At 57.6% G+C, this 25,977-nt stretch carries 24 protein-coding genes; 9 read left to right on the top strand and 15 right to left on the bottom strand.

Features of this window, described 5'->3' with window-relative positions; translation table 11 throughout:
• Positions 1 to 32: 32 nt before the first annotated feature.
• Together JAO79_RS01725 and JAO79_RS01720 are read left to right on the top strand one after the other, a co-directional pair.
• Positions 33 to 812 carry a class II glutamine amidotransferase gene (locus JAO79_RS01725; protein WP_199005436.1) on the top strand — a complete coding sequence of 260 codons (780 nt, stop codon included), beginning with the start codon at positions 33 to 35 and terminating at the stop codon, positions 810 to 812.
• 54 nt (positions 813 to 866) lie between these two features.
• Complete coding sequence (locus tag JAO79_RS01720) at positions 867 to 1,274, top strand: NINE protein (RefSeq protein WP_199005435.1); 408 nt, start codon at positions 867 to 869, stop codon at positions 1,272 to 1,274.
• 21 nt (positions 1,275 to 1,295) lie between these two features.
• Here JAO79_RS01720 and JAO79_RS01715 read toward each other — a convergent pair whose 3' ends face one another.
• From JAO79_RS01715 to JAO79_RS01700, 4 genes are all read right to left on the bottom strand, one after another.
• Positions 1,296 to 3,173: an MFS transporter gene (locus JAO79_RS01715; protein ID WP_199005434.1), complete on the bottom strand. Its 1,878-nt coding sequence runs from the start codon at positions 3,171 to 3,173 to the stop codon at positions 1,296 to 1,298.
• Positions 3,174 to 3,257: 84 nt separating this feature from the next.
• A complete protein-coding gene (gene nirD / locus JAO79_RS01710) occupies positions 3,258 to 3,632 on the bottom strand; it encodes a nitrite reductase small subunit NirD (protein ID WP_199005433.1) in 375 nt (124 codons plus the stop codon).
• Positions 3,633 to 3,793: 161 nt separating this feature from the next.
• Entirely contained in the window at positions 3,794 to 6,301 is a 2,508-nt protein-coding gene (gene nirB, locus JAO79_RS01705; protein ID WP_199005432.1) for a nitrite reductase large subunit NirB, read from the bottom strand.
• A gap of 26 nt (positions 6,302 to 6,327) precedes the next feature.
• Complete coding sequence (locus JAO79_RS01700; protein ID WP_199005431.1) at positions 6,328 to 7,557, bottom strand: NAD(P)/FAD-dependent oxidoreductase; 1,230 nt, start codon at positions 7,555 to 7,557, stop codon at positions 6,328 to 6,330.
• Between the two features lie 335 nt (positions 7,558 to 7,892).
• On the opposite strand from JAO79_RS01700, the gene JAO79_RS01695 reads away from it, so the two are divergent.
• Complete coding sequence (locus tag JAO79_RS01695) at positions 7,893 to 9,104, top strand: nitrate- and nitrite sensing domain-containing protein (protein WP_320158923.1); 1,212 nt, start codon at positions 7,893 to 7,895, stop codon at positions 9,102 to 9,104.
• Between the two features lie 43 nt (positions 9,105 to 9,147).
• Here the strand turns inward: JAO79_RS01695 and JAO79_RS01690 are convergent, their stop codons facing one another.
• From JAO79_RS01690 to JAO79_RS01680, 3 genes are all read right to left on the bottom strand, one after another.
• A complete protein-coding gene (locus JAO79_RS01690) occupies positions 9,148 to 10,008 on the bottom strand; it encodes an ABC transporter ATP-binding protein (RefSeq protein WP_199005430.1) in 861 nt (286 codons plus the stop codon).
• A 70-nt stretch (positions 10,009 to 10,078) separates the two neighbouring features.
• Positions 10,079 to 11,077, bottom strand: coding sequence for an ABC transporter permease (locus JAO79_RS01685; RefSeq protein ID WP_199005429.1), 999 nt, complete (start codon positions 11,075 to 11,077; stop codon positions 10,079 to 10,081).
• 13 nt (positions 11,078 to 11,090) lie between these two features.
• On the bottom strand, positions 11,091 to 12,455 hold the full coding sequence (locus JAO79_RS01680) for a CmpA/NrtA family ABC transporter substrate-binding protein (RefSeq protein ID WP_199005428.1): 1,365 nt from the start codon (positions 12,453 to 12,455) through the stop codon (positions 11,091 to 11,093).
• A 373-nt stretch (positions 12,456 to 12,828) separates the two neighbouring features.
• On the opposite strand from JAO79_RS01680, the gene JAO79_RS01675 reads away from it, so the two are divergent.
• Positions 12,829 to 15,528, top strand: coding sequence for a molybdopterin-dependent oxidoreductase (locus JAO79_RS01675; protein ID WP_320158922.1), 2,700 nt, complete (start codon positions 12,829 to 12,831; stop codon positions 15,526 to 15,528).
• On the opposite strand, the gene JAO79_RS01670 is transcribed toward JAO79_RS01675, so the two are convergent.
• The 7 genes from JAO79_RS01670 to JAO79_RS01640 form a co-directional block, all read right to left on the bottom strand.
• On the bottom strand, positions 15,520 to 16,218 hold the full coding sequence (locus tag JAO79_RS01670) for a hypothetical protein (RefSeq protein ID WP_227664287.1): 699 nt from the start codon (positions 16,216 to 16,218) through the stop codon (positions 15,520 to 15,522). The two genes, JAO79_RS01675 and JAO79_RS01670, sit on opposite strands and share 9 nt — an antisense overlap.
• A 107-nt stretch (positions 16,219 to 16,325) precedes the next feature.
• On the bottom strand, positions 16,326 to 16,844 hold the full coding sequence (locus JAO79_RS01665; RefSeq protein ID WP_058342275.1) for an Hcp family type VI secretion system effector: 519 nt from the start codon (positions 16,842 to 16,844) through the stop codon (positions 16,326 to 16,328).
• Positions 16,845 to 17,069: 225 nt separating this feature from the next.
• The gene (locus tag JAO79_RS01660; protein WP_199005427.1) at positions 17,070 to 17,816 is read right to left on the bottom strand and encodes an energy transducer TonB; all 747 of its coding nucleotides are present in this window, start codon (positions 17,814 to 17,816) and stop codon (positions 17,070 to 17,072) included.
• Complete coding sequence (locus JAO79_RS01655) at positions 17,813 to 18,223, bottom strand: ExbD/TolR family protein (RefSeq protein ID WP_199005426.1); 411 nt, start codon at positions 18,221 to 18,223, stop codon at positions 17,813 to 17,815. The genes JAO79_RS01660 and JAO79_RS01655 overlap by 4 nt, the downstream gene beginning before the upstream one ends.
• Positions 18,220 to 18,573, bottom strand: a complete 354-nt coding sequence (locus tag JAO79_RS01650; RefSeq protein WP_227664286.1) for an ExbD/TolR family protein — start codon at positions 18,571 to 18,573, stop codon at positions 18,220 to 18,222. The genes JAO79_RS01655 and JAO79_RS01650 overlap by 4 nt, the downstream gene beginning before the upstream one ends.
• Positions 18,574 to 18,592: 19 nt before the next feature.
• Positions 18,593 to 19,396, bottom strand: coding sequence for a MotA/TolQ/ExbB proton channel family protein (locus tag JAO79_RS01645; protein WP_199005424.1), 804 nt, complete (start codon positions 19,394 to 19,396; stop codon positions 18,593 to 18,595).
• Between the two features lie 95 nt (positions 19,397 to 19,491).
• Positions 19,492 to 20,244 (bottom strand): sulfite exporter TauE/SafE family protein, encoded by a 753-nt coding sequence (locus tag JAO79_RS01640; protein WP_199005423.1) that lies wholly within the window; start codon positions 20,242 to 20,244, stop codon positions 19,492 to 19,494.
• A gap of 96 nt (positions 20,245 to 20,340) precedes the next feature.
• On the opposite strand from JAO79_RS01640, the gene JAO79_RS01635 reads away from it, so the two are divergent.
• From JAO79_RS01635 to JAO79_RS01615, 5 genes are all read left to right on the top strand, one after another.
• The gene (locus JAO79_RS01635) at positions 20,341 to 21,828 is read left to right on the top strand and encodes an amidase (RefSeq protein WP_199005422.1); all 1,488 of its coding nucleotides are present in this window, start codon (positions 20,341 to 20,343) and stop codon (positions 21,826 to 21,828) included.
• Between the two features lie 142 nt (positions 21,829 to 21,970).
• A complete protein-coding gene (locus JAO79_RS01630; RefSeq protein WP_199005421.1) occupies positions 21,971 to 22,579 on the top strand; it encodes a hypothetical protein in 609 nt (202 codons plus the stop codon).
• Between the two features lie 153 nt (positions 22,580 to 22,732).
• Positions 22,733 to 23,740 carry a methionine ABC transporter ATP-binding protein gene (locus tag JAO79_RS01625; protein ID WP_199005420.1) on the top strand — a complete coding sequence of 336 codons (1,008 nt, stop codon included), beginning with the start codon at positions 22,733 to 22,735 and terminating at the stop codon, positions 23,738 to 23,740.
• Positions 23,740 to 24,417, top strand: a complete 678-nt coding sequence (locus tag JAO79_RS01620; RefSeq protein WP_199005419.1) for a methionine ABC transporter permease — start codon at positions 23,740 to 23,742, stop codon at positions 24,415 to 24,417. Before JAO79_RS01625 ends, JAO79_RS01620 begins: the two co-directional genes overlap by 1 nt.
• 38 nt (positions 24,418 to 24,455) lie before the next feature.
• Positions 24,456 to 25,238 (top strand): MetQ/NlpA family ABC transporter substrate-binding protein, encoded by a 783-nt coding sequence (locus JAO79_RS01615; RefSeq protein ID WP_199005418.1) that lies wholly within the window; start codon positions 24,456 to 24,458, stop codon positions 25,236 to 25,238.
• A 78-nt stretch (positions 25,239 to 25,316) separates the two neighbouring features.
• On the opposite strand, the gene JAO79_RS01610 is transcribed toward JAO79_RS01615, so the two are convergent.
• Entirely contained in the window at positions 25,317 to 25,970 is a 654-nt protein-coding gene (locus tag JAO79_RS01610) for a peroxiredoxin (RefSeq protein WP_199005417.1), read from the bottom strand.
• Between the last annotated feature and the right edge of the window lie 7 nt (positions 25,971 to 25,977).

The following is a 25,977-nucleotide window of genomic DNA, read 5'->3' as shown; positions in this document are numbered from 1 at the left end:
ACCGATTATTTTGCTCGAGGAATCGTCAAACCATGTGTGAACTGCTGGCCATGAGCGCCAACACCCCTACCGATCTGTGCTTCAGTTTTACCGGCCTGACCCGCCGCGGGGGCGAAACCGGGCCTCACAAAGACGGCTGGGGAGTGGCCTTCTACGAAGGCAAAGGCATCCGCTGCTTTCACGACTCCGACGCCAGTGCCAGTTCACGCCTTGCCGAAGTGGTACAAACCCACCCCATTAAGAGTGAAGTGGCCCTTTGCCACATTCGGCAGGCTAACGTGGGCGAAATTTGCCTCGCCAATACCCACCCGTTTATCCGCGAACTTTGGGGCCGGTACTGGGTCTGCGCACACAATGGCCAACTCACCGGCTTTCGGGCACCGGAGGGTTTTTACGAGCCGGTCGGGAGCACGGACAGTGAAGCGCTGTTCTGCGACATGCTCAATCATCTCCGCAGCCACTGCCACCGGGACGACAGTGTGGAACAGGTGGTGGAGCGGCTGGTCACACTGTCTTCACAATACGCCAGCCAGGGTGTGTTCAATCTGTTGCTGAGCAATGGCGATTGGCTGTTCACTTATTGCACCACCAAAATGGCCAGCATTACCCGCCGGGCCCCGTTTGGCCCTGCCCGCCTGAAAGACACCGATGTCACCATCGACTTTGAATCGGAAACCACCCCGAACGACGTGGTCAGCGTGATCGTTACCGAGCCGTTAACCACCGATGAGAAGTGGGACATCTACCAGCCCGGGGAATGGCGTTTGTGGCGACAGGGTGAAGTAGTCATGAGAGGTGGAGTAGAAAACTAGGAATTGATTGAGCGTATTTATCTGAAATATTGATCCGGGAGGACGCAGAAAAACATGATAGAAACTGGCAATACCCACAGCAAGATCATTGGTTACCTGCTTTGGATTTTCGGATTTTTGGGCTCGCACCGTTTCTATTATGGCAAGCCCATTACCGGCACCATCTGGTTCTTCACCCTGGGTTTGTTCTTCATTGGCTGGATCATCGATCTGTTCCTGATTCCGGCGATGGACCGTGAGGCCGACAGCCGGTTTCAGGAAGGCCAAACCGATTACAACATCGGCTGGATACTGCTCACCTTTCTGGGCGTGTTTGGGGTACATCGCATGTACATGGGCAAGTGGATAACCGGCATTATCTACCTGTTTACCGGTGGCCTGTTCTTCATCGGTGTGTTGTACGATTTCTGGACCCTGAACAGCCAGATTTCCGAGCGCAACAGCGAAGCCCGTTTCGGCTAAAAACGCATTGAAGGCCGCGCCCTAGGGGTGCGGCCCTCGCAACGATTTCACCTGGTCTTCCAATATCTGTGCGCTGGCGGTTGCCGGGTTCATCGGCTGGCCGGACAAAAGATGAATCCGCGACCAGAAACGTTTGGGCAAGTGCGTCAGCGCCGGCCCACCGCAATGACTGAAAAAGCTGCCCCACAGCCCCCGAAGCGCAAGCGGCACCACCGGTACAGGCCGGCGCTGCAAAATCAGCTCAACACCGGATTTGAACGCCGCGACTTCGCCATCCGAGGTCAACCGCCCCTCCGGGAAAATGCACACCACGTTACCAGCCGCCAGTTCCTCATCGATCCGTTCGAACGCCGCCTCGTAGATCTCGGGTATTTTTGCTTTCGGGCCGATGGGGATGGTTTTGGCCATGCGGAAGAACGTGCCCAGCACCGGTGTCGAAAAAATATGGTGATCCATCACAAAGCGAATCGGCCGTTTGACCGCGCCGGCAATTACCGGTGCGTCCATGTAGGACACGTGATTGCAAACCAATAGCACGGGCCCTTCCTCGGGAATGCGGTCCAGATGGTGATGTTTCACCCGGTAAATCGTGTGCGACATCATCCAGATCACGAAACGCAGCGCGAACTCTGGCACTTGCTGGTAAACGAAGCCCGCAACGAGCAGGTTCATGATCGACAGCACCAGAAAGAACTCCGGAATGCTGAGCCCGATCACGCCAAGCATCAGCATGCCCGACAGGGCACTGACCACCATAAACAGGGCGTTGAACACATTGAGCGCGGCAATCACCCGGGCACGGGTTTCCGGTGGGGTTTCCTGTTGCACAAAGGCATACAGAGGGACAATGAACAGACCACCTGAAACGCCAATGCCCAGCAGATCCAATGCGACCCGCCGGTAACTGCCATCGGTAAAGATCATCCACCAATCCGAAGGCACGGGCTGAGCCGGCATGTTCAGGTACAGATCGATACCGAACAGACTCAGCCCCAATGAGCCGATGGGAACAATGCCCAGCTCCACCTTGTGGCCAGACATGCGCTCACAAATCATCGAGCCGGCAGCAATCCCGACCGTAAAAATGGCCAACAAAACCGTGACCACGGTTTCATCACCCAGCAGTTCATCCTTGGCAAAGCCGGGGAATTGGGTCAGGTAGGCTGCGCCAAGAAACCAGAACCAGGAAATCGCCACCACGCTCAGCAGAACGTTGTGGTTTTCCCTGGCAATGGCCATCAGCTTCCAGGTTTCTTTCAACGGGCTGAAATTGATCTTCAGGTCAGGGGCGGCCGCTTCGGCCTTGGGGATTTTCAAAGCGGAAAACAGCCCCATTGCTGCCACCACCAACACCGCAATGGCGACCATCGGCCCCGGCAACGGCGCTTTCATCATCACCCCGGCAACCAGCGTGCCGAGCAGAATCGCCACGAAGGTGCCCATCTCCACCAACGCGTTGCCACCGACCAGTTCGGAGTTATCCAGAGCCTGAGGAAGAATCGCGTACTTGACCGGACCAAAAAACGCCGACTGAACTCCCATCAGGAACAACAGCAGCAGCAACATCTCATGCCAGCCGAACCACAGCCCGACCGCGGCCACCGCCATAATGGCAACCTCCGCCAATTTAACCCAACGAATAATGCCGGACTTCTCGTAACGGTCGGCAATCTGGCCCGCGACGGCAGAAAACAGGAAAAAAGGCAGGATAAACAACATGGCCGCCAGATTGACCACCACGCTGGAAGAAAGGCCAAGCAGGCCGCCAGCGTTGTAAGTCACCAGCAGCAAAAGCGCGTTCTTGAACAGATTGTCGTTAAAGGCACCGGCAAACTGGGTGACAAAAAACGGTGCAAACCGCCGTTCCGACAACAAACGAAACTGGCTGTGATCTTCCATAACCTGGGGCACTCCGAATCCGCGGGGGTTTGCCGCAGACTATACGCGGCACCCCACCCGGTCAAGCGCCCTGGAAAGCGCCCATCACGCCGCCTGAGATTCCTTTCGACCGGCCGACACAGGAAGCTCCAGCAGAATTTGATCACCGTCCAGCAACACCGGGTAAGTCGTTAACTGCACGCTGTCGTCCTCGAGACAAACCCCGGTGCGCAAACTGAAATGCTGCTTATACAACGGCGAAGCCACCACCGGCTCACTGTCCACATCCCCGGTAATCCCCCGCGCTAACACGTTTGATCCACTGAACGGATCGGTATGGCTAACCGCAAACAGTGCCGGTAACCGATGTGGCAGATAAAACACCGCCACCGGCCCGGCTTTCGTCCAAACCGCAATGCCCGAATCCGGCACCAGGTCTTCGACAGTACAAACTACATCCCAACGAGTCTGAGCTTTCATAGATGTTCTCCAATTTTGCGTTCTAGTACTTCACCCAATTCTGTGAGCCAGGTGGTGTGGGGATGCTTTTCTGCAGGAAAAAAGATGTCTGAGCGAAGCGAGTTATTTTTTCCGAAAGAAAAGCATCCCCATGCCGCCGGGCTTTGCTCCGGCTCAAAGCACTACACAGATTCCAAAACCGGCCGGCGCTGCCCCCGCTCCGAAGTCCACTGCTGCACCGGATCCTTCCGCTCCGGCGCATTCACAAACTCCCGGAAACGCTTGCGCTTCTCAGGATCCTCAACCGCCGTCTTCCACTCACACTGATAGGTATCGACAATCTCCGCCATGTGCTGCTCCAGCTCCGCGCCAATACCCAAGCTGTCCTCCAGCACCACCTGCTTCAGATATTCCAGGCCGCCTTCAAGGTTCTCCAGCCAGACACTGGTCCGCTGCAACCGGTCCGCCGTGCGCACGTAAAACATCACAATCCGGTCAATCGCCTGAATCAACTCGTCATCGGACAAATCCGTCGCGAACAAATCCGCGTGCCGTGGCCGCATGCCGCCATTACCACACACGTACAGGTTCCACCCCTTCTCCGTGGCAATCACCCCGAAGTCTTTGCTTTGCGCCTCGGCACACTCCCGAGTACAGCCAGACACACCCATCTTCACCTTGTGCGGGGCCCGCAAGCCCTTGTAACGGCTCTCCAGCAGGATCGCCATGCCCACACTGTCCTGCACACCGTAACGGCACCAGGTGCTGCCAACGCACGACTTCACCGTGCGCAGCGACTTGCCATAGGCGTGGCCCGTCTCGAAACCGGCTGCAATCAGCTTCTCCCAGATCTCCGGCAGCTCGCTCAACGTGGCGCCGAACAAATCAACCCGCTGGCCACCGGTGATCTTGGTGTACAGGTTGTACTCCTTCGCCACCTCGCCCAGCACAATCAGCTTGTCCGGAGTAATTTCGCCGCCGGGAATACGCGGCACGATCGAATAGGTACCGTTCTTCTGCATGTTGGCCATGAAGGTGTCATTGGTGTCCTGCAATGGCACATGATCGGTGGCCAGAATATGATCGTTCCAGCAACTGGCGAGAATGGAGCCCACTGTGGGTTTGCAGATATCACAGCCCTGACCTTTGCCGTACTGATTCAGCAGACCGCGGAAGGTGCGAATGCCGTTTACCTTGACCAGGTGAAACAGCTCCTGACGGGTGTACGGGAAGTGCTCGCACAAATCGGTGCAGACCTCCACGCCCCGCTTTTCGAGTTCGCTATCCACTACCTTCTTCAGCAGCGCGGTGCAGCCGCCGCACCCGGTACTTGCTTTGGTTTCGGCCTTGACGCCCCCAAGATCCGTACAGCCAGCATCGATGGCTCCACAGATGTCGCCCTTGGTGACGTTGTGGCACGAACAGATCGAGGCAGTGTCGGGTAACGCATCGGCACCCAAGGTGGGCGCACCGCCTTCGCTTTCAGGCAGAATCAGCACTTCCGGATTACCGGGTAGATCCAGACCGTTGAGCGCGTATTGCAGCAAGGTGTCGTAGTGACTGTTATCACCGACCAGAATCGCACCCAGCAGCTTTTTACCGTCGGAGCTGACCACCATGCGCCGGTAATGACCGGTTTGTTCGTCGTGGAAGCGGATGTTACGCGCACCCGCGGTCTGGCCGTGAGCATCACCAATGGAGCCGACATCGACACCCAGCAGTTTCAGTTTGGTGCTCATGTCGGCACCGGTGAAAGCGGCCTCGGTGTCGCTGTTCAGGGCCGCAGAGAGCGTACGGGCCATGGTGTAGCCTGGTGCTACCAAACCAAAGATTCGGTTGTTCCATAGCGCGCATTCGCCGATGGCGTGAATCTTCGGGTCTGACGTGGTGCACTGATTGTTAATGACAATGCCTCCGCGTTCGCCCACTTCCAGACCGCAGTCCCGGGCCAGCGTATCCTGCGGCCGGATGCCAGCGGAGAATACGATCAGGTCAGTCTCAAGATGGCTGTCGTCGGAGAAATTCATGCGCAAGCGCGATTCGGTGCCGGGCACGATGGCGGTGGTGGCCTTTTCGGTATGAACCTGAACGCCCAGTTCTTCGATCTTGTGCCGTAGCAATGCACCGCCCTGGTCGTCGAGTTGAACCGGCATCAGGCGCGGCGCAAATTCCACCACACTGGCCTGCAAGCCCAGGCTTTTGAGGGCGTTCGCAGCTTCCAGCCCGAGCAGACCACCGCCCACCACAACGCCGGTTTTCGCGGAGGTGGCACTGGCGCGAATGGCGTCCAGGTCGTCCAGAGTCCGGTATACAAAGCAGCCGTCGTGATCATTGCCGGCAATCGGGGGCACAAAAGGATAGGACCCGGTGGCGAGCACCAGCTGGTCATACTGATAGACACCTTTGGGGGTGCTCACCACCTGATTGTAACGGTCGATGGCGATGACCTGCTCATTCAGGTGCAGATCAATACCGTTATCGTCGTACCAGTCGCCTGTACCCATGGCCAGATCTGCGTGGCTTGAACCCGCGAAGTATTCGGACAGGTGCACGCGGTCGTAAGCCAGTTGTTTCTCTTCGCCGAAAACCAGAATCTGGAACGAATCAGCCGCAGGGCTCTGCACAAACTGCTCGAGAAAGTGATGGCCGACCATGCCGTTGCCAATCACGATCAGGGTTTGTTTACTCATGGTGTCTTCCTCTCTCAAGGCAGCGCTCACGCTGCTGCTTCACAATAGGGTTTGCCGAAAGCGATGGTGTTCCGGTAGTCGGTAATGTCCTGGGCGCTGCGAATCAGGTCGGTGTACCAGGTGCCGTTGGCGGTGTCGCCGAGCAACATGGCACCCACCAGTCGATTGTGTTCAATCAACAGCCGGCCATAACGCTGCTTGGGCCGGTCGCGCCATTGAATGGTTTGGGTATCCGGGCCGGGCTCGACCTGGCCGCATGAATAAATCGGTATGCCGCTGATCTTCAGGCGTGTGGGTATTTGCACCGGGACAAAGCCTTGGGCATCCGTTTGTTGGCAAAGGTGTTCGGCGAGGGTTTGTGCCTGATGAAAGCCCGGCTCCACTAACCCGAAGGTTTCATTGCCGAATTGGCTGCACTCTCCGAGCGCGTAGATGGATGGCGTGGATGTGCGCATCTGACTGTCAATGCAGATGCCTCGGTCGCAGCGCAAACCGGCTTCGGCGGCCAGCTGTGCATTCGGCGTAATACCGGTGGCGATCACAACCAGATCGGTGGCGAGCACCGTATCGTCGTGCAGTTGCACGGCCCGGATCTGGTGTTTTCCCAACAGTGCTTTCGGGGCGTAGCCCGTCAGAACCGTGAGGCCACGCTGCTCCAGCAGATCCTTGAGCATCTTTCCGGAGGTAGGGTCCAGCTGTCGGTTCAAGATCCGGTTGCTTCGGTGCAGAACGGTGACAGCCATACCCCGGGCACGCAGGCCCTCCGCAGCTTCCAGACCCAGAAAGCCACCGCCGATGACAACGGCCCGTCGATAGCTGCCGGCTTTGTCGATCATGGCCCGGGTGTCCGCCAGACTGCGAAACATCAGCACACCGTCCAGCGCCTCACCGGGCAGGCCAAGGCTGGAAGGCGTCGATCCGGTTGCGAGTATCAGCTTGCTATAGGGTTGAATACGGCCGCGGGCGGTCACCACACGGTGGTGTTCAACATCGATACGGCTGACCGGTTCGTGGTTGTGCACTTCAACCTGGTGCAGTGAGAACCAATCGTCTGGCTTGAGCGCTAGATCGGTTTCCGCGATTTCATTAGCCAGCAATGACGACAGCTGAATGCGGTTGTAGGCCGAGACCGGCTCCCCGTTAAAGACAACGATCTTGCTGTAGGGATGTCCATTGGCGATCAGGTTTTCGATCAGGCGCTGGGCCACCATGCCGTGGCCGCAGATCACCAGAGGGGCGTTCGGGCATACCGTCATAATGAACTCCTTTCCTGAAACTAAAAAAACCGGGGCACCGAGCCCTCGGGAGAGAGCGCGGTGAACCGGCGCCAATGCCAACAACAATGATCTTATGGTTCGACCGTCCGTGGTCGATTGTTCGTCCCTGTGTCGTGTTTCAATGCGATCTCTGTGCCAGTTTTTAAAATCTATACATTTCAATGGGATGCGTGGATTGGTCTGGGTTTGGGTGGCGATAGCTGCACTTTGATGGGGCGTTGTGCCCGAAGATGAAGCCGATAGGGCTGGCCTGTTAATTGCTCGGTTGATGCTTGGCGATGTGCATCAGCCATGGCGATGACAGGAGTAATAATGTGAGCAAAAAAGCAGGTTCGGCCAGTCCTCAAGCGGCCACCGCCGCTGACTTTCTGATTGCTTCGCGACAATGCGAAGTTCGGAGCCTCGAATACTTTTTATTGATGGGACGGCTGGTCCAGAGCAGCGGTCACCTGATCCACGAGTTGCAGCGAGAACGCGGCGTCACCAGTCTTTTTCTCGGCTCGGAAGGGCTGCGTTTCGCGGACGAGCGGGCGAGCATCATGGTGCAGACCAATGAGCAGGCACACCTGTTCGATCAGGCATTGCACGATATTCAGCACGAGCTGATCAGCCATCCGGTGAGCAGTCCGCTGCTCGGCCATATTGCCAGTGCGCTTCATGGCTTGGGGCAGCTCGACGGCATCCGTCGTCAAGTCGAGGAACAGAACATTACGGTGAGCGAGGCCGTGGACTGGTTTTGCAATACCATCCACCAGTTAATTACCGTCGTGTGCGAGGCCGCAGATACCGTTGTCGAACCCTCGATTGCCGGCCTGTTGGTGGCCCTGGTGCAAGTAATGACCGGAAAAGAGTATTGCGGACAGGAGCGGGCTGCGGGCTCAACCGGATTTGCCCGCGGGTGCTTTGATCGCGCACTGTCGCGGCGCATGATGCACCTTGTTGAGGCACAGGATCGGTGTTTTGATGTGTTTTTTGACCATGCCCCCGAGGACAGTCTTGCACTTTGGCAGCAGCTTCGCGGGCACCCACGGGAACCCGAAATAGATCGGATGCGTCAGATTGCGGTATCCGTTGGCCCTTACAAATCGCTGGACCCGGAGCTGGCGCAGCGATGGTTCGCACTCATGACGGAACGAATGGACGCTATAAAGCAGATTGAGGATTGTGTTGAAAGTGCCTTCCATCAACGTTGCGTGGAGCGGTATGGCGAAGCCCGTCGCTCGTTGGCAGATCAGGCATCGTTATTGGCATCGCTGGAGCAAGGTGTTCAGAGCAACCGGTCGATACTGGATTTGATTCAGGAGCAGAACCGAAGATTGCAGCAGATGTCCGAAGAGCTGCAGAGCGCAAAAGAAGCACTGGAAGAAAGGCGGGTTCAGGAAAAAGCGGTGCTGTTATTAATGCAGCACCGCAAGATTGATAACGACGAGGCGCACCGTGTGCTGCGCAAACTGGCGATGGATCAGGGTAAACGCCTGCCTGAGGTGGCCCGTGCGCTGCTTGCCATGGCCGACGTGCTGAACTGAATACGGTTGCCCGGGCTTCGCGGTTGCAAAACCCGGGACAGTGTCATGCTGTGGCTTTCGCCGGAGTGGCGTCGGTGGTCGCCGGCTTCTGGCTGTTCCTGCGGGTATTGATGGTTTCGAACTTCCGCTGTTTTTCGTAAAGGAACGACAGCACTTCCTGACGGTAGTGAACGTACTGCGGGTTATCTGCCAGAGCAACCCGGTCGCGAGGCCTTGGCAAGTCGATGTGCAGATCCTCACCGACGGTCGCGGACGGCCCATTGGTCATCATAATGATACGGTCGGACAACAGGACAGCTTCGTCCACATCGTGAGTGATCATGATCACGGTGTTGTTCAGTTCCTGTTGAATGTCCATCAGCGAGTCCTGAAGATGCGCTCGGGTCAGCGCATCCAGTGCCCCGAAGGGCTCATCCATCAACAACACGCTCGGCTTCATGGCCAGCGCCCGGGCAATGCCCACCCTCTGCGCCATGCCGCCGGAAATTTCGCCCGGGCGCTTGCCCGCAGCGTGGGCCATATTGACCAGCTCCAGGTTATGCAGGATCCATTCTTTGCGTTCCTGTCGGCTCATCGCCTTCTTGAACACCTGCCGCACCGCCAATTCGACATTTTCGTAAACGGTCAGCCACGGCATCAGTGCGTGGTTCTGGAACACCACTGCGCGTTCCGGGCCGGGAGAATTGACTTCATGCCCGTCCAGCACACAGCCGCCTTTCGAGGCTTGCAGCAACCCGGCAACGATGTTCAGTACCGTGGACTTACCGCAACCGGAATGCCCGATCAGGGACACGAATTCGCCCTTTTTGATTTTCAGATTGACGTTATCCAGAGCGATGAACGGTCCTTTTGCGGTATCAAAGGCCATTTCAACGCCGGTCAATTCAAGATGTAATTTAGCCATGGAGATCACCTATTTCGCTTACCGGGTGCCTTAGAGGGCACCCATCAGTGTCAGAGTCACAGTGTTGTGTTTAGCGCCCTTCGTTCCAGGCCACTTTTTGTTGAATCAATTGCATCACTCGATCCAGAACGAAGCCGATAAAACCGATGGCAAGCACCGCCACCATAATCCGGCTGAGTGACTGGCTACTGCCATTCTGGAATTCGTCCCAGACAAACTTGCCGAGCCCCGGGCTCTGCGCCAGCATCTCGGCGGCGATCAGCACCATCCAGGCAATGCCGAGAGACACTCGCAGCCCGGTGAAAATCATCGGTATGGATGACGGCAGCACCACCTTGCGGACGTGGCTCCAGAAGGACAGGTTGAGCACTCTGGATACGTTGAGCAGGTCCGGATTCACCGCCGCCACGCCGACACTGGTGTTGATCAGCGTGGGCCACAGGCTGCACAGGGTGACGGTGATCATCGACGTCAGAAACGATTTCTCGAACATCGGGTCGTCGCTGACGTAGGTGGCGGAAACCACCATGGTAACCAGCGGCAACCACGCAAGCGGCGAGACCGGCTTGAAGACTTGTATCAGCGGGTTCACCGCCGCCTGAAAGTGTTGGTTCAGGCCGAACAGAATCCCCAACGGGACGGCAATCAGTGCAGCAACCACGAATCCGGAAAGCACGGTGATCAGGCTGGTGCCGATCTGGTCCAGAAAAGTCGGTGCCCCCGGGTAGTCGCGAATGCGCACCTCGGCTTCCGGATTGTCCGCCAGAATCCGTGCGTTGCGCTGTTCCTGCATGGCGATGAACCGGTCCGCCTTTGCTCTCTGGGCCGAGTGCTCTTGCCACAACTGACCGGCTTGCTCCCAGACCTGTACCGGCCCGGGGAAGGCGCCCAGCGAGGTATTTACCTGGGGCGCGGCCAAATGCCAGAAGCCCACGAACACCAAAATGCCTAACAACGGTAGTATCAGCTTCCGGCCCGACGCCGCCAGATTGGCGGGAGCCAGGTTTTCAATCAGCTGTTTGAGGCTGAAGCCCATGGATTGTCCGAGTTTTCCCGTTATCGAACTCATTTTGATTCCCCCTTTAAGGCGTCTGGTCAGCTTTCAGACCGATCTCGAAGCGATCGATGTAAGCGTTAGGTGTTGTCGGAGTGAACGGCACACCGTCAATTAACGTGCCCTGGAACGGACGCTCGAAGTTCTCGCTGGAAAAGTCCGGGAAGTCGCTGGCGGCCATCAGACCATCGTCGATCAGTGACTGGGCGGCCTGCGCGTAGATATCGCCCCGGTAAACTTTTGCAGCCGTTTTCATGTACCAGCTATCGGGCTTGGCTTCGGGAATCTGGCCCCAGCGACGCATTTGCGACAGATACCAGATCGCATCCGAGGGGTACGGATAGGTGGCGTGATAGCGGAAGAACACATTGAAGTCAGGAACCTCCCGAACGTCGCCTTTTTCGTATTCAAAGGTACCGGTCATGGAGTTGGCGATGACTTCTGCATCGGCCCCTACGTAGCTGGACTGGGCGAGAATCTTGACCGCTTCGGCGCGGTTTGCGTTGTTATTCTCGTCAAGCCAATGGGCCGCCCGGATCAGGGCGCGCAGCAAGCGGAGGTGCGTGTTCGGGTATTTTTCTGCCCATTCTTCGGTCACCCCGAAAACCTTCTCCGGGTTGTTCGGCCAGATTTCGTAGTCGGTAATGACCGGTACACCGACATCCTTGAACACAGCCTGCTGGTTCCAGGGTTCACCCACGCAGTAGCCCTGAATCGTGCCGGCTTCCATGGTTGCGGGCATTTGTGGCGGGGGCGTGACCGAAAGATGCACATCCGCTTGCAGGGTGCCGCTGGTATCCCCTCTCTGGGGCGCATAATAGCCGGGGTTCAAACCACCGGCAGCAAGCCAGTAGCGCAGTTCATAATTGTGGGTTGATACCGGGAAGACCATGCCCATTTTGAAGCGCTCGCCGCGATCCCGGTACTGCTCAATGACGGGCTTCAGGGTTGAAGCGCTGATGGGATGGGCTGGCTTGTCGCCGTCCAGGGCAAGCTGGGGTTTCATGCTTTCCCAAACGTCGTTGGAGACGGTAATGCCGTTGCCGTTCAGATCCATGCTGAAGGCGGTAATGATGTCGGCCTGGGTACCATAGCCAATGGATGCACCGAGAGGCTGGCCAGCGAGCATGTGGGCGCCGTCCAGTTCGGATGTGATCACCCGGTCCAGCAAGACTTTCCAGTTGGCCTGAGCTTCCAGTTCAACGAATAGCCCTTCATCAAGGAAATAGCCCTGTTCCCAGGCGATTGCCAGGGGTGCCATGTCGGTAAGTTTAATAAAGCCGAGTTTCAGGTCTGGCTTTTCTGCAGGGCCGATGTCGCCATGCGCCAATGAAGCCAATCCCAGCAGCAGTGCTGTTATGCCTGACCGAAAGTGTTCAAGGGTTCTTGCCATGATGTAACTCGCTCTGATCCTCAGCACTCTCTATAAACGCAAAGGCGCCTACCCTCCGTCGTCGGAAAGCAGGCGCCTTTGCCTGAGAGAGTTGCAGTCGTGTTTTGATGGTTCACAGAGTCTTCAGCACAAGCTGTGCCAGCTCCGGGAATCCCTTGGAATCACGGTGGTTGGGCCTGTTGTCAGTGAAATTCCTGGCCTGCGATTGGAGCGCTGGATTGATGTGTTCTGGTGCACGAATGCCCCCTGTGCACCAGTGTGACTCCTTTTTACGGGGCCGAACCATGAGTTGGTGCGGTCTGTAGGGCTGGCCCTTAAATTGCTTCAGACCGAACACATGCACAGGTAATGAAGCAATAGAAGAGGGCACACCGTGAGTCGTCAATCGAATACGTCTATTCCCACCGCTACCACCTGCCCATACTGCGGGGTAGGCTGCGGGGTGCTGGCCCGAGCGGAGGGTGTTGAGGGCGATCGCCAGCATCCGGCAAACCAAGGGCGTTTGTGTGTAAAAGGTTCTGCACTGCACGAAACGCTGGTGCCTGCTGGCGAACGCGGTTTTAGCCCCAAAGTGGATGGCAGGGATGTCAGTTGGGCCGAGGCGATTGACCGTGTGGCCTCAGCCATCAACGGTGCGGTCAGGGAGCACGGGCCGGGATCTGTTGCTTTGTACCTGTCCGGTCAGCTTCTGACCGAGGATTACTATGTGGCCAATAAGCTGGCGAAGGGATTCATTGGCACGCCCCACGTGGATACCAATTCCCGGCTGTGCATGTCGTCTGCGGTGGCGGCCCACAAACGAGCCTTCGGTGAGGATTGTGTGCCGGGTTGCTACGAAGATCTGGAGCTTGCGGATCTGTTGGTATTAGCGGGTAGCAATGCCGCATGGGCGCATCCGGTGTTATACCAGCGCATGAAAGCCGCGCAGCGCGATGGCCGAAAGGTGGTGGTTATCGACCCCCGCGAAACAGCAACCAGTGAACTGGGTGATTTGCATCTGAAGCTCCGGCCGGGCACCGATACCCTGCTGTTCAACGGCCTGCTGGTGTGGCTGCATGACCGTAAAGCGCTGGATGCCAGCTATTTGAAACAGCACTGCACCGGGTTGGAGAACGCCCTGAAAGCCGCAAGGCAGTCAGCGCCCGATACCAGAGCGGTTGCCCGCGGCTGTGATCTTACCGTGGCGGACGTGGAAACCTTTTATCGATGGTTCGCAGAAACCGGGCGAACCGTGACGGCTTTTTCGCAGGGCATTAACCAGTCGATTGCCGGCACGGATAAAGGCAATGCCATCATCAACTGTCATTTGGCCACCGGCCGGGTTGGCAAACCCGGCGCCAGCCCATTCTCGTTAACCGGCCAGCCCAACGCGATGGGCGGGCGCGAAGTGGGAGGGCTGGCGAACACCTTGGCGGCACACATGGAGTACGACACCCCGGGTGCGCGACAGCTGATGGCGGAGTTTTGGCAAACGGACCAGCTGGCGGGTGGGCCGGGCCTCAAAGCCGTGGATTTGTTCGAGGCGGTGCATCGGGGCGACATCAAAGTGCTATGGGTGATGGGCACCAATCCGGCCGTGAGCCTGCCTGACAACGCGCGTGTTCGTGAAGCCCTGGCTCGGTGCGACACCGTGATTGTGTCGGACTGCGTCAGTGCAACCGATACCACTGCCTTTGCCGACATCCTTTTGCCTGCTGCGGGCTGGGGCGAGAAAGATGGTACCGTGACCAACTCCGAGCGGCGCATCTCGCGGCAGCGGCGGTTTCTCCCGCTGCCCGCCGGGGTTAAACCAGACTGGCAGATTATCAGTGAGGTCGGGCAGGCGCTCGGCTACGTCCAGGCGTTTGATTATCGCAAACCGGCAGACATATTCCGCGAACATGCGACTTTGTCGGGGTATCGAAACGATGGCGCGCGGGTGTTCAACATCGCTGCGCTGGCACAGTTATCCGATGTGGATTATGAGCAGATGAATCCGGTGCAGTGGCCGGTGACCAGTGGCGAGACTGGCCATGTGCAGCAAACACCCCGCTTATTCAGCGAGGGCGGCTTCCCGACCCCGGGCGGTCGCGCCCGGCTGGTTCCCGTATCGACGCAGGCTGCCGGTCAGCAACCCGGGCAACGTTATCCGTTGGTGGTGAATTCCGGTCGCATTCGCGATCAATGGCACACCATGACCCGCACTGGCTTGGCCTCAAAGCTGTTTGCCCACCGGGATGAGCCCTTTATCGATGTTCACCCGGCAGACATCACCGATGCCGGGCTGGTAGAAGGTGGGCTGGCCATGCTGACCGGGCCTTCAGGTCAGTTCGTTGGCAGGGTTCGGAGCACCAGTAACCAACGGCGGGGTGAGGTTTTTGTTCCGATCCATTGGAATGGTCAGTTTGCTTCGTCGGCGCTGGCCTCAGAGCTGATTGCGCCGACGGTGGACCCAATCTCCGGGCAGCCCGAAAGTAAACACGGTATAGCGGCGATCAAGCCCTTGACGGCAGAGTGGCAGGCACGGCTCTTGTTGCCGAAGCACCAGACGGTTTTACCCACGCCGATGAACGCAAGCTTTGACTACTGGAGTCGTCAGGTGTTGCCGAACAGCACCGGCTGGTGGCTGGCGGGCCGGCACCGGGCCGATTGGACGGAATTGGGCTGGCAGTGTTTTGGCCGAGAGCCGGATCTGCTTATGGAGGACGGCGCGAGTGGTCGTTACCGGGCGGTGTGGCTCAACGAAGACCAGTTGGAGGCCGTGCTTATGGTGGAGTCGGAAGCCGGTGCCATGCCTGGTGTGGAATGGCTGGACCAGTGCTTTGCCGAAACCGGTCAGGAACTCGAACATCGGTGGTCTTTGCTGGCCGCAGGCAGTGCCGATATTGAGCCTGCTGGCGCTCTTGTGTGCAGTTGTTTTCAGGTGGGTGAGAATGCCATTCTGCGCGCCATCGAAGAAGGCTGTCACAGCGTAGAAGCATTGAGTAACACCCTGAAATGTGGCAGCAACTGCGGCTCGTGCCTGCCCGAGGTACAGGCGTTGCTCGCTTCAGCGCCTGCACAAGAAGGGCAGCAAACCGGCTTGTCAGCCTAGCGGGCTCAGTAGCGAGAAGGGCACTCGATACAGCAGGTTGCGAGGTTGGTGGGCGACTTCAACCGTGCAGGTTTTACGATTGACCCGCAGAACCTTGCCCTGCTTTTGCTGGCGGCCGGTGCCAAAACAAACCTGATCCCCGGCTTGCCATTGCGCTGCCTGCACGGGTTGATTGACTGTCTTAAAGACATCCCGCGATAGCGTTAATGCCGACTCGGCCGCCTGCTCTGCCAGATGGTGACGCGTTGCTTCGGCGGCACCGCTGGCGTGCAACTGGTCCAGCACTTCATAGAAGTGCCGGTTGTGAACCGAACCGTAGCGCCGTTGCCCGGCGCTGTATTGCAGCAGATGAGCAAATTCATGACAGCAGGTATGGGCCAGCAGGTTTAATTCACTGACTTCCCCGCCGAAATAACCCCGTTCGCGAATTTCCCGGGACGACAGCCAGCCCTGGGCGGTTGCCGGTTGGCGCTTGGCCGCAATCATACGGGCTCCGTAATTGATCAGATGCTGCTTGGTGCGCGGGTCGTAGCGATGGTAGGTGGCCTGCCCCGAACCAACGCGCAGCACCAGTCCCGCCCGGTTGTTGCGCTCGCGCACCCACTCCTTCGCCGGCTGCCATAGGATGGTTCGGGTGGTTTGGCACATGAGGGTGCCGATGTGTTTGCTTGTTTGAAGAGAGCTGGACATGAAATCCCCAAGTGACTGGGGGCATGTTAGACATGAAAACGCGAAGGCTCAATCAAAAACGGCCAGCCCGAAGGCCAGCCGTTTTAGTTTTATCGAAGCCTGAGGGATCAGGCTTCGATCGGCGAACGCCAGTCGTCAGCACCTGAAGTACCGGCAACGGCGTGCTCCCAGGTAACTTTGCGGTAGGACAGAGACACGGTAACCAGCTGCGTGAAGTCAGCGTTGGCAGCGTCCTGGCAGTGAGGCATGTTGCAGTCGATGTCGATGATGGTGGCGTCTTCCAGGATGGTAGAGAAGAAATGCTCCTGCTTACCTTCAACGGAAGTGCGGTACCACTTTAGCTCAACCTTGGGCAGCATTTCGCCGGAAGCCAGAGCGTTGTACATCAGCGGGGTGGACTTGTTCAGAGCGGAGGTGAACTTGAACGGCTTGTGTACGCGCTGACCAGAAGGCTGACCAGACTGAGGATCAGTCGGAACGGTAACAACGTGGCTGAATTCCTGAACCAGCACTTCGTCTTCGTGCCCTTCAACGTAGATGTTACCTACGGAATCGGACGTGAAAGCACCCGCGGTGATGTTGCCCTGAGTTTTACCTTCGATACTGATATAACAAGGAGTTGGCATTGTCTGCTCCATGACGTGTGAATGAATAATGGTCCGTTGGGTGATCCCTGGACGCGATTATGGATAACAAGGACCGTGCCAAATATATAAATATCTTTTAAAACAATGAGTTGTAATTTTTCTGGCGAGCGTTGGGTTTGCTGTGAGCAAACCATTGCTTGGTGGTTGAGCGAGGTCTTGCTGGCCGGGTAATAAATTGCCCGGCTGTATTGGCGGAGCCTGGGTTTAGCGGAGCTGGAATCGCACCGGTAGTGCGTAGGTGAACGTTTCGCCGCGCATTTTAGCCGGCACTTCAGGTAAAGGGGCCGCTTCTGACAGCATTTGCAACGCGGCGTCATCCAGCAGAGGGTGGCCGGAGCTGTCACGCAGCGAGTGATCGACGAGCGCGCCGTTCCGGCGGAACTCGAAAACGACCACAGGTGTGCCTTGCTGACCCAGGCGGCGGGCTCTTCGAGGGTAGTTGTAATAACGAGCCAGATGGCGGCTGAGTTTGTTCAGGTAGCTCTGGATTTCCGAGGCACTGCCGGCGGTTTGCAGCGGCACGGCGGATTGCTGTTCCTGCGCCTGCCCCTCCTCGCCGGCGGGTTCAGAGGGTTTCGCAGTTTCGGGCTCGGCCATTTCTTGCTGTGCCGATTCAATCGGGGGTGGCTCAGGCGCCGGTTCCGGCTCGACAATGGGCTCTGGCTCTGGCTCTGGCTCTGGCTCTGGCTCTGGCTCTGGCTCTGGCTTGGGCTTAGGTTCGGGCTTGGTGACCGGCTCAGGAGTTGCGGGCGATTCCGGTTCCTCGGTGGGCTCCGGAGTGTGGCGCCCCGCCAGGTTAATTTTAATGGCGGGTGCGGAGTTCACCGCGGTGTCGCCGAGCGTTGGCAGTTTCATTGGTTTGCTGGGCGCGGCCAGCACCCACGCGATCGCCGTTGTGCAGATAGCAATCACCAGAAACAGGCTCTTGATGCCATTCGGGGTCGGGTTCATGCCCCGGGCTCCGTTAACAGCAGTACCTCAGTAAACCCACCTTCCTCTAATAGACGTAACAAGTGCTCCAGATCCGCCATCGTGAGGGTCTGGTCTGCCGCGAGCTTGAGGGTTTCCGAAGCGTTTGGGTCGGGCAATGCCGCCAGCAGCGATTGCTCTGTCACTGTGGCGCCGCTTACTAGCCATTGACCATCGGCTTTTACGATCAGATCCGCCTCCGGGGCCTGCTCTTGCTGAGACTCGGCTCCACCGGGCAATTCCGGAAGAGGTTGTTCGCTCAGTTGCCCCGCTACGATGAAGAACATCAGCAGCAGAAACACGAGGTTAATCAACGGTAACAGCGCGTCTTCAACTCGATCCAACAGACCCTTGCCGGACGTGGACGGTGGTGGCACCAACTCGGTCATGGCGTTTCGCGTTTCCAGTGGGCGGTAATGCCGGCGTTGTCCAGCGCACTCAGCGTGCGGGTGAAATCTGCCAGAGCGGAATCCGGCTGGGTGCTCAGATTGGCTTCGTGGATGCCGGCTGCCTGCAACGCTGGCAGTAATTCAGAGAGTGAATACTGACTATCCTGCCACTGCACGGAGCCCCCGGCCAGGACCTGAAGCTCTGGCAAGGGCTCGCCGGCAATGTTTTGGCGGTCTTTGGTGCTGTTGGCCAGTTCAAGATGATCCAGCGGCATCAGCCGGGTGGTCAGCATGAAAAACACCAGCAAAATAAACACCACATCAATCAGTGGTGTAATCCGAATGGGCATTGGCCGGCTGGGCCGGGGCTCAACCAGCTGCATGAGCAAGGCGCGGGTTGTTATCGAAATGATCGGACGCAGGGTTTGATTCTGGTACCGCTACTTCCGCCTGCTTTGGTTCGGGCTGAGTCGCATCGGCTGTGGCGGCGACGATATCGTCAGCTGGCAGCACGTTAAATACACTCACCAACGCACTGTTGATGGTTTTGTGGATCCGGCGTAAGCGAAACTCGATCCATGCTGCCAGCGCAGCAAATGGAATTGCCACCACCAGCCCCGCTGCTGTTGTGGCCAAAGCCTCGTAAATACCTCCGCTGAGCTGGCTGGCGTTGGCCCGGCCCTCGGTAGCTGCCATGGCACTGAAGGCTTCCATCATCCCCATCACCGTGCCGAGCAGACCCAGCAGGGGCGCAAGTGCGGCAATCACTTCAATGATTTTAAGCGGTGCTTCAAAGGGTTCGAGCGCGTTCTGGGCATCTCGTACCGCGGTTTCCCGTACTGCCGCAATGTTGGTGCCCGACTGGCAAGCCGACATAGTATTGACCAGCAAGTGCATCAAAGGATTGGCTCGCCCGAAACGGCTGGCATTGGCACGAGTAGCTTCTACCCGGGTGTCGGCCGGTGAATGCTGCCAATGTGCAACGAGTCGCTGCAGCGGCTTGCTAAACCGGGGCGTGTAAAACGCGCCAAACAACATAAGGTAGAGAAAGGTAGCCACGCCGATAAAGGCAATAGCGATCAAAACGACCATCACCGGGCCGCCCATGCTGATTAAATCGGCGAGAGGGCCGTTCTCGGTAAGGGCGGAAATCGTGCCTTGGGATGAAAACATACTGGATGCCCGATCATTGGATAATAGATCGGAATGGTAATGATTATCAGTTGAATTGCAAGTTACGATTCAACGCTGGGCGCAACCGTGTTTGATTATCCTGTACCTGCCTGCCACAAGAGCCTAAGGGCCAGCAACGTGAGCACCACATTGAAGGCGGTACTGAACCATTGGTTGCTCATCGTTTTCAGGATGTGGAGCCCAATCCAGGTGCCTGCAAAGCCGCACGCAATCATGGCGACAATGAACAGCAGCCAGTCAGAAAAGACAAAGCCTGCGGAGCCGAAAATCAACGCTTTCGGGGCGTGTTGCAGGGTCATGGCGGTGGCGAACGTTGAGACGGTTTTGAAGCGATCTTCATGGATCTGTTTGACGAACGCGGCCACCAGCGGGCCGGTGGCGCCGACAAACAGGCTGATGAAGCTGGTTATTCCGGAAGCAATGAAAATGCCTGCAGGCCCGAACGAGGTTTTCGGCAGCTTGGGGCCCCAGCACAGATACAGCACAAACACGGCAATAGCGAGTTGCCAGAGCTGAGCCGGCATGTCGATCAGTAGCCAGGCGCCCAGCGCAGCTCCAATCAGCACGCCGGGTGCGAACGCGGCGATCACGCGCCAGTCGATGTGGCGCCAGGTCAGAAACGCCCGGCCCGAGTTGGAACCGAGTTGAATCATTCCGTGCACCGGAATGATGGCGAGCGCAGGCATCCAGGAGGCCATCAACACCAACAGCAATACCCCGCCCCCTGCGCCCAGCATGGCCGTTAGCATTGAGGTCACGACGGAGGCCGTCAAAAGGAACAGTGCAGCGCCAAGACTGAGGGCGTCGGGCAGTAAGGGTAGGTCCATGGTACTCGCTCAGGTAATCACGTAAGCTCCGGAGTTTCCGGTTTATACGACAAATGTCTATAGGTCTTTTAGTAGATAACAAAAACAGGGTAACCGATGAAACAGTCTGAATATCTGAGATATGACGCCACGGCGTTGGCGGATTTGATGCGCCGGGGCGAGGTGACATCGCAAGAAGTCGTCGCGGCGGCGATTGAGCGCGCCAACACCGTCAACGGAGAGTTGAACGCGGTTTGCCAGACGCAGTTCAGTGAAGCCAAGATGCAATCCTTTCCGGATGACGCTCCGTTTTCAGGTGTTCCCTTGCTACTGAAAGATCTGGCTCAGGAGCAGGCGGGTTACCCCTGTACCTATGGAAGCCGCGCCTATCGAGACCATGTGCCGGCTCAGGATTCAGAGTTTGTTCGCCGCGCCCGCAAAGGTGGGCTGGTGTTTCTTGGCCGTACCGCTACGCCGGAATTTGGCTTGAAAGCGGTAACGGAATCGGAGCTTTGGGGGCCTACCCGGAACCCTTGGGATCTCAGCAGAACGCCAGGCGGTTCCAGTGGCGGATCAGGAGCAGCGGTGGCGGCCGGTATCGTGCCGATGGCGGGTGCCAACGACGGCGGCGGCTCGATCCGAATACCGGCCGCGTACAACGGCCTGTTTGGCTTGAAACCGTCCCGCGGACGCATCTCGCCGGGGCCCAACGTGGGGGAAGCCTGGACAGGTGCCTCTGCCGATCATGTGGTGACCCGCACGGTGCGAGACAGTGCCGCCATGCTCGATGTGCTGGCGGGGCCGGCCAGTGGCGATCCGTTCCGGATTCCCGAGCCGGAAACCTCCTGGCTGAAGGCCATGCAGCAATCGCCGGGCAAACTGAAGATCGGGGTGTTTACGTCTTCACCCTACGACACTGAGGTTGCTCCGGAATGCGTGACGGCGGTAGAGGAAACCGCCCGTATGCTGGAGAGCATGGGGCACGAGGTGGAATACGCGCGCCCGGAATTTGATGGCCTGGCACTCGCCCGCTGTTACCTCTCGCTGTATTTTGGCGAAGTCTCGGTAATGGCTCAACGAGCCAAAGAACAGTATGGAGCGACCGACAAGGATCTGGAGCTGGACACTCGCCTGCTGGCAATGCTGGGTAATACCATGCCCTTGCCGGACTATGTGGCGCGCCGTCAGCAGTGGAACGATTTCGCCCGAGCTCTGGGCGCGTATTTCGACCGTTTCGACCTGTATCTGTGCCCTACTGCGGGCCAGCTTCCGGCCAAAGTTGGCGAGCTCGACACGCCGGCGCACTTGAAAGTCGCGGCCAAACTGATGCTGGCGCTAAAGGCTGGTAAGCTGGTGCACCGCAGCGGCCAGGTTGACGAGATTGCTATGGAGAGTCTGGCTCGCACGCCGTTTACCCAGTTGGCCAACCTCACCGGTACGCCGGCTATGTCGGTACCTATGCATTGGACCCGAAACGGCCTGCCCGTCGGTATCCAGTTGGGTGCTGCGCACGGTGGTGAGGCTCGGCTATTACAGCTGGCGGCCCAGTTAGAAGAAGTTAACCCGTGGTTTGAGAACTATGCGCGCCTGGACGACGTATTCTGAGTGAGGTTGCGCGGTTTGGGCGCAGGGTTGAGATTTGCGCCCAAGCCCCCACGTTTATCTTTTCGACAGTGAACACGCTATGCTGTAAGTCAGGGGTCAGGTTCCCTGACCACTCTGATGGCATCGAGGAGGCGAGCATCTTATGAACCAATCGATGGCAATCGACGATCTGGTATCCGTAGCACAGGCGGAAGCCATGGGGGAGTTAGATGCCCCGATGATGGCGATCGTGCTGTCCAGTGACCAAAGCTATGACCTACCCATCCAATCTCTGGAGACCGATGCCGACAAGGCCCGTTGGGGTCTGATTCTGCGAGCTGCGCGTGAGCATGTCGAAGCAGATGCCGTGGCGGTTCTCTACCCCGCGTGGACCACCGTGCGCCGCAAACCTGCCGCTGACCAGGCGCAGGATGCCGTTGCTGACGATGAGGAGAATCCGGAAGACGATGCCGGCCCAATCGATACCCTGTTTGTGCAGCTGCACACCCGGGAGAGAATCTATTGGCGCGGCTTCGAGCAAATTCGGGATCCGAGGCACCAGCGCATTATCGGGTTTCGGCGGATCAAGGCACTGTCCTCCGATTATGACCGGGACAGCGCTCCCAACATTGCCGCCTGGTTGAATACCCTGTTCGAGCCCCTGCCGGACGAAGGTGAAGAAACCGATATCGATCGGGAGCTGGCCAACCTGCTGGAAGAGCCGGAAGTCAGCGCAGCCCTGTACCCAAGGCAGCTGCGGTCCCTGCATTGACCAGAGCGGGCTCTTCCCGCTCTGCGTACGGGCAACTACCCACAAACGGCCCTTGGACAGTGGTTCGGGTTTGGCCGCCGAATACGTTATAATCAGCGGCTTTCACTCTGCCCCACGACGCTTTGACGAAAGCGCTTATCCAAGGCACTGACCATGATTGTATTTGATGAGGTAAGAAAGTCGTACCAGGTAGGAGGCCGGGACATTCCCGCGTTGCGCCCGACCAGTATGACCATCGAAACCGGTGAGGTTTTTGGCATTGTTGGCCATTCCGGCGCAGGCAAGTCCACACTGATTCGGTTGATTAACAAGCTTGAGCCGGTATCCGGTGGCCGGATTCTGATCGAAGGCGAAGACATCACCGGCTACTCCTCAGCGGAGCTTCGTGCTTTTCGCCGTAAAGTGGGGATGATTTTCCAGCACTTTAACTTGCTGTCATCCAAAACGGTTGCCGATAACATCGCGTTTCCGATGAAGCTGGCCGGTATTTACAGCAAAACCGAGATCCGGGAGCGAGTCGAAGAATTGCTGGCGCGGGTGAGCCTGAGCGATCATGCCAACAAATATCCTTCGCAGTTGTCCGGAGGCCAGAAGCAGCGTGTGGGCATTGCCCGGGCACTGGCTTGCCGACCGACCGTCTTGTTGTGTGACGAGGCGACCAGCGCACTGGACCCCCAAACCACGCAGTCGGTTCTGAAATTGCTGGCAGACATCAACAAAGAGCTGGGCCTCACCATTGTGCTGATTACCCACGAGATGGATGTGGTCCGCCGGGTGTGTGACCGGGTTGCCGTGATGGACGCGGGGTGTGTGGTGGAAATGGGACCAGTCAGTGAAGTGTTCCTGCACCCTCAGCATCCCACCACCCGGGACTTCGTGCTGGAAAGCGAAAGTATCGACGGCGATGAGCTGCAGGAAAACCTGCAGAAGGCTGAAGGCCGCATTCTGCGCCTGACCTTCAAGGGCGAGTCTACCTACAAGCCTTTGCTGGGCAACGTGGCCCGGCAATCCGGTGTCGATTTCAGCATCTTGTCCGGTCGCATCGACCACATCAAAGACACGCCCTATGGCCAGCTGACCCTCTCTCTGATCGGCGGCGATGTTGAGGTGGCACTGAAAGCCCTCGAAGCCGCAGATGTACACGTGGAGGTGGTGCGCTGATGGAAGCTCTAATGGAAAGCCTGATGGGTAACGTGGACTGGGCCGAGATCGGTATCGCCAGCTGGGACACCCTGGTAATGGTGGGTATGTCGCTGTTGTTCAGCGTGCTGATTGGCCTGCCGATTGGCGTGCTGCTGTTCCTGTTCGGTAAGCGTCAGTTGCTTGAGCAGCCGGTGGCTTATGCAGTGCTGTCGTTTGTGGTCAACGTGCTGCGGTCGGTGCCGTTTATCATTCTATTGATCGTGATGATTCCGTTCACGGTGATGCTGATCGGCACCTCTCTGGGCGTGGCTGGTGCAATTCCACCGCTGGTGGCGGGTGGTGCGCCGTTCTTTGCCCGACTGGTAGAAACCTCACTCAGAGAAGTAGACCGGGGCATTATCGAAGCGACACAGGCGATGGGCGCGAACATCCGGCAGATCGTGTTCGGTGCCTTGCTGCCGGAAGCACTTCCGGGCATCATCGCGGGTATTACCGTTACGGCGATCACTTTGGTGTCTTATGCCGCTATGTCCGGTGTTATCGGTGGTGGCGGTTTGGGTGACCTGGCCATTCGATTCGGTTACCAGCGTTTCCAAACCGATGTGATGGTCATTACCGTTGCTTTGCTGGTGATTTTCGTACAGTTGCTGCAAATGGCGGGTGATCGTCTGGTGCTGTATTTCAGTCGTAAGTAATCAAGAATAATGAGCTATAAAAGCAGGAGCATGTGTAGATGAATCTGAAGAAAACACTGGTGGCCTTGGCCGCCACAGCGACGTTTTCAACCGCGGTATCCGCAGAATCACTGTCGGTTGCCGCCACTCCGGTACCTCACGCCGAGTTGCTGGAATTTGTGAAGCCGACACTGGCGGAACAGGGTGTTGAGCTGGATGTGAAAGTGTTCACTGACTATGTTCAGCCCAACATTCAGGTTGACCAGAAGCGAATGGATGCGAACTTCTTCCAGCATCAGCCGTACCTGGACGAATTCAACGATGGCCGTGGTACCAGCCTGGTCACGGTAACGGGCGTGCACGTTGAGCCGTTCGGTGCCTACTCCACCAAGGTCGAGTCACTGGATGATCTGAAAGAAGGCGCGGTTGTGGCGATTCCGAACGATCCCACCAACGGTGGCCGTGCCCTGCTGCTGCTGCAGAAAGCCGGACTGATCACGCTGAAAGACGAAAGCAAGATCACCGCGACTCCGCGTGACATTGCTGATAACCCGAAAGATCTGGACTTCAAAGAGCTGGAAGCCGCGACTCTGCCGCGCATCCTGAATCAGGTCGATGTTGCCCTGATCAATACCAACTACGCGCTGGAAGCAGGCCTGAACCCGTCTGAAGACGCTCTGATTATCGAAGGCTCCGAGTCTCCTTACGTCAACATTCTGGTTGCGCGTCCGGATAACAAAGACAGCGAAGCCATGCAGAAGTTGGCCAACGCATTGAAATCCGATGCGGTTAAAGACTTCATTAAGGAAAAATACGAGGGCGCGGTTGTTCCGGCTTTCTGATCGCCGGCAATAGCTAACTCACGGAGATAAAAAAGGGCAGGTATCACCTGCCCTTTTTGCATTTAGTGCCCGTAGCGATTAATCACCGCCCCAGTTGGTTTTGGGGTCTGGCGTCATCCGCAGGTATGACTTAACAGCCTTATAGCCTTTCGGGAAACGCTCTTTGATTTCGTCTTCATCCTGGAGCGAGGGCACAATCACCACATCGCCACCCTGCTCCCAGTTGCCCGGTGTCGCCACTTTGTGGTCGTCGGTCAGCTGCAGGGAGTCGATCACACGCAGCACTTCGTTGAAGTTGCGACCGGTGGAGGCCGGGTAAGTGATGATCAGGCGAACTTTCTTGTTCGGGTCGATCACGAACAGAGAGCGAACTGTCAGGCTGCTGTCTGCGTTCGGGTGAATCATGTCGTACAGCTCGGAAACCTTGCGGTCTTCGTCTGCAATGATCGGGAAGTTCACCGTGCAGCCCTGGGTTTCGTTGATGTCTTTGATCCATTCATGGTGAGAGTCAACAGGGTCAACGCTCAGAGCAATGGCCTTCACGTTGCGCTCGGCGAACTTGTCTTTCAGTTTCGCGGTCAGGCCCAGCTCGGTTGTGCACACAGGGGTGAAATCGGCAGGGTGCGAAAATAAAACACCCCAGCTGTCTCCTAGCCATTCATGGAAGCGGATAGTGCCTTCACTGGATTCCTGTTCGAAATCCGGTGCGGTATCTCCTAGGCGTAAACTCATGCTCGTT

Origin of the sequence: Marinobacter litoralis (genome assembly GCF_016427555.1) — a bacterium.
GTDB lineage: Bacteria > Pseudomonadota > Gammaproteobacteria > Pseudomonadales > Oleiphilaceae > Marinobacter > Marinobacter litoralis_A.
Note: the sequence above shows the minus strand (reverse complement) of the source record. Positions and strands in the feature narration are given on the sequence as shown.